The sequence below is a fragment of the Halorubrum sp. AJ67 genome, assembly GCF_000513435.1.
This window is the reverse complement of sequence record NZ_CBVY010000015.1, coordinates 113,030-116,480: the sequence shown is the minus strand read 5'-3', so window position 1 is coordinate 116,480 and position 3,451 is coordinate 113,030. Positions and strand designations below refer to the sequence as shown.

The 3,451-nt window shown below is 70.8% G+C and carries 4 protein-coding genes; 3 read left to right on the top strand and 1 reads right to left on the bottom strand.

What is annotated here, in order from left to right; genetic code table 11:
• From BN903_RS11975 to BN903_RS11965, 3 genes are all read left to right on the top strand, one after another.
• The coding region (locus BN903_RS11975) for a hypothetical protein (protein WP_048077938.1) at window positions 1-424 on the top strand (424 nt) is incomplete at its 5' end.
• Window positions 425-459: 35 nt separating this feature from the next.
• Complete coding sequence (locus tag BN903_RS11970; RefSeq protein ID WP_048077937.1) at window positions 460-1,032, top strand: NUDIX hydrolase; 573 nt, start codon at window positions 460-462, stop codon at window positions 1,030-1,032.
• A gap of 98 nt (window positions 1,033-1,130) precedes the next feature.
• Complete coding sequence (locus BN903_RS11965) at window positions 1,131-2,006, top strand: CPBP family intramembrane glutamic endopeptidase (RefSeq protein ID WP_048077936.1); 876 nt, start codon at window positions 1,131-1,133, stop codon at window positions 2,004-2,006.
• 398 nt (window positions 2,007-2,404) lie between these two features.
• On the opposite strand, the gene panB is transcribed toward BN903_RS11965, so the two are convergent.
• The gene (gene panB, locus BN903_RS11960; RefSeq protein ID WP_048077935.1) at window positions 2,405-3,211 is read right to left on the bottom strand and encodes a 3-methyl-2-oxobutanoate hydroxymethyltransferase; all 807 of its coding nucleotides are present in this window, start codon (window positions 3,209-3,211) and stop codon (window positions 2,405-2,407) included.
• Window positions 3,212-3,451: the final 240 nt, after the last annotated feature.

Sequence of the window (3,451 nt, the reverse complement as noted above, 5' to 3'; positions counted from 1 at the left end):
CCGGCCGCGTCCGTCGCTCCGGCTCGTCGCACCGCCGCTGTGTTTCGCCGTCGCCTTCGCCGCCTACGCGGTCGGCGTCTTCTCTATCGCCGGCGGCGTGGTGTTCGTCCCGTTCGACGCCGCGGCGCTCGGGGTCGCTGTCGCCGTCAGTCTCGCGTACCGACGGGACGGGCTGGTCCCCGCGTGGCTCACCGTCTACGGCGCGCTGCTCGGGTACAGCGCGGTCCACTACTTCCTCGGGCTCTCCGGTCGGTCCCTCGCCGAGCGTGCGGCCGCGTTCCTCTCGCCCGACGGCCTCGTCTTCCTCGGCGTCGAGGCGCTGGTCTTCGGGACGGTCGCGTGGATCGTCGGGACCCTCGCAGCGCTGGCGGTCGAGCGCGTCCGGGAGCGACGGGGGGTGTCGTCGACGGCGCGCGGGGAGTGAGGGGAGTTTAGGTTCCCGAGCGACGACCGCGATCCATGGACGACCCCGACGACCCTGCCGACCTCGCGTGGGAAACGCTCGACTCCGCGGTCGATTACGCCTGCCCCGGCTTCGACGTGCGCCGGGACGAGGTGCGGTTCCCGGACGGCGAGACCGACGGGTTCCACTACGTCGACGAGCCGCCGGCGGTGGTGGTGCTCCCGTTGACGCCCGACGGCGACGTGGTCGTCATCGACGAGTGGCGACAGGCGGTCGGCCGGGTGAACCGCGGGATCCCCGCGGGGACGATGGAGCCGGAAGACGGGGACGAGGAGGCGGGGATCGAGCGCGCGGCGGCCCGCGAACTGGCCGAGGAGACCGGCTACGAGGCCGACGCCTTCGAGCGGCTGACGACCGTCGAGCCGACGAACGGGATGGCGAACGCGGTCCACCACCACGTGCTCGCGACCGGCTGCGAGCCGACCGCCGACCGCGACCTCGATCACAACGAGTCGATCGCGGTCGAGACGATTCCGTACGACGACCTACTCGCCGCGGTCGTCGACGACGGCCTGCGCGACGGGCGGGCCGTCACCGCGGTGTTGTGGTACGAGCTTCTCCGCCGCTGAGGCCGGGACCGGCGGCCGCCTCGGGGACGAGGCAGACCGGGCAGACCGGGCGATCCGGCACGGACAACCATTTGGCCCGGGGGGTCCTACCGAGGGCAATGACAGATCCCTCCAGCGGCGATCCCGCTTCGGACGGCGGGGTGTCAGAGGAGTTCGACGACATCGATCCGGACGCCGTCTCCGACGACGCGGACGGCCCGAAGGGAACCGGCGGGTCGCCGGGAATCGCGGTCGTGACCGCACTCGTGCTCGGCGTCCTCGGGCCGCTCATCGCGGTCGCGAGCGGCGGTCTCATCTACGCCATCAACGTCGTGAGCGGCGGGCTCTCGCTGGCCGCGAGCGTCGTTCTCACGCTGGTGTTCGGTCAGTACGTCGCGTTCGGCGGACTGGCGATCGGCTACCTCGCGTGGCGCGGCTTCGACCGCGACGGGATAATCGAGTACCTTGGCGTGCGGGTGCCGAGCCTCAAGGAGATCGGGATCGTCCTCGGGAGCTGGGTGCTCATCCTGATCTCGGTCCTCGTGGTCTCGACGATCGTTCAGCTGCTCGGCACGGAGACGGCGGCGAACAGCAGCGCCGAGCTGGCGATGGGGAACCCGTCGATCATCCCACTTTTCATCGCCGCGTCGTTCCTCGTCATCGGTCCCTGTGAGGAGATCCTCTACCGCGGCGTCGTTCAGGGGCGGCTCCGCGAGTCGCTGCCGGCGGCCCCGTCGATCCTGCTCTCGGCCGCGATCTTCGCCGCCATCCACGTGATCGCGCTGACCGGCGGCGTCTCCGCGCAACTGACGACCGTCTCGATCCTCTTCGTGCCGAGCCTCGTGTTCGGCGCGGTGTACGAGTACACCGGGAACCTCGTCGTCCCCGCGCTGCTCCACGGGCTTCACAACGCCGTGCTGTTCACCGCCCTCTACGTCGTCGTCACCACGGACCCGAGCCAGATGCCGGCCGTCGTCGGCTTCCTGCCCGTCTGAGCGGTCGAACCCTCTGACGAGGGGCTCGCGACGCGATCCTCGATTCTCTACGGTGGCGCGTGCCGACGAGCGCCCGCTAGGGCGCGAGTCGCACGCGCGAGGGAGTTAGTCGCCGGAGCGTAGCGGAGGCGACTGACGAGGCTGGGGAGGCGTGAGGCTGTGCTGTGCGGGGCGGGACTCGAAGGGGCAGCCGTGAGGCGGGCGCAGGCGAAGCGAGCACCGCAGCGAGTGAGCAACGCGAACGAGTGAGGAGCGCGGCGAGCGTGCGCCCGCCTCACGGCTGGGGCTTCGGCGGTCTCGGTCACACCGCTGGCTTCGTCGTAGCGACCGGCTGTGGCTTCAGAACGGCTCGTCTCGATCGCCGGTTCTCCACCGGAAACAACGCAGTACCCCGAATATCAGTACAAGTCCTCCAAGTCCTCCTCGACGTGCGAGTGCTCGTCGGCCGGGAACGCGCCGCTCTCGACCGCCTCCTTGTACGCTTCCACGGCCCCGATCATCTCGCCGCGCACGTCGCCGAACTGCTTCGCGAACGGCGGCGACCACTCGCCGAGCCCGACCGCGTCGTTGATCACCAGCACCTGCCCGTCGCAGTCGGGGCCCGCACCGATGCCGATCGTCGGGATGTCGAGCGCCTCGGTCACCGCGCCCGCGAGGTTCGCGGGGACGTGCTCCAACACGAGCGCGAACGCGCCGGCGTCGGCGTGCGCACCCGCGAGGTCGATTATCTCCTCGGCGGCGTCCTGCTCGGTCCCCTGCCGGGTGTACCCGCCAAGCCGATTCACGTGCTGGGGCGTCAGGCCGAGGTGGGCCATCACCGGGATCCCGACCTCCGTCATGCGCCGCGTGGTCTCGACGGTGTGCGGGCCGCTCTCGATTTTCACCGCGTCGGCGTTCGCCTCCTTCAGCAGGCGGCCGGCGTTGCGTACCGACTCAGCCTCGTCGACGCCGAACGAGAGGAACGGCATGTCGGCGACGACAAGGGCGTCCTCGGTCGCGCGGGCGACCGCCGCGGTCCGGCTCGCCACCTCGTCGAACGTGACCGGGAGCGTCGAGTCGTAGCCGAGGGCGGCGTTGCCCATGCTGTCGCCGACGAGGGCGATGTCGATCCCCGCGTCGTCGACAACCGCCGCCGTCGGGGCGTCGTAGGCGGTGAGCATCGTGATCGGATCGTCGCCCTCCCGGAGTCCCCGCGTCGTGGTCATACCTCGGAGTGACCCGCGCGACGCCGTAAAATCGTCGGGAACCGGAAAGGCGGCGCGTCGGTGGCCGACCCGGGGCCACCGCCGCCCGGCGACCGCCGATCCGACGACGAGCGCCACCGATTTGCCGCTTCAACCACGACCGCCACCGATTTGCCGCTCCGCCGCCGAGTCCGTCGCGTGCAACCAGTCGAGCGGGCCGAGTACGAGGGGGTCGACTACGCGTGGGTGATGCAGACGACG

Coding starts and splice junctions, on each gene's coding strand:
- BN903_RS11970 (WP_048077937.1), top strand. CDS start 460: ATGGACGACCCCGACGACCCTGCCGACCTCGCGTGGGAAACGCTCGAC.
- BN903_RS11965 (WP_048077936.1), top strand. CDS start 1,131: ATGACAGATCCCTCCAGCGGCGATCCCGCTTCGGACGGCGGGGTGTCA.
- panB (WP_048077935.1), bottom strand. CDS start 3,211: ATGACCACGACGCGGGGACTCCGGGAGGGCGACGATCCGATCACGATG.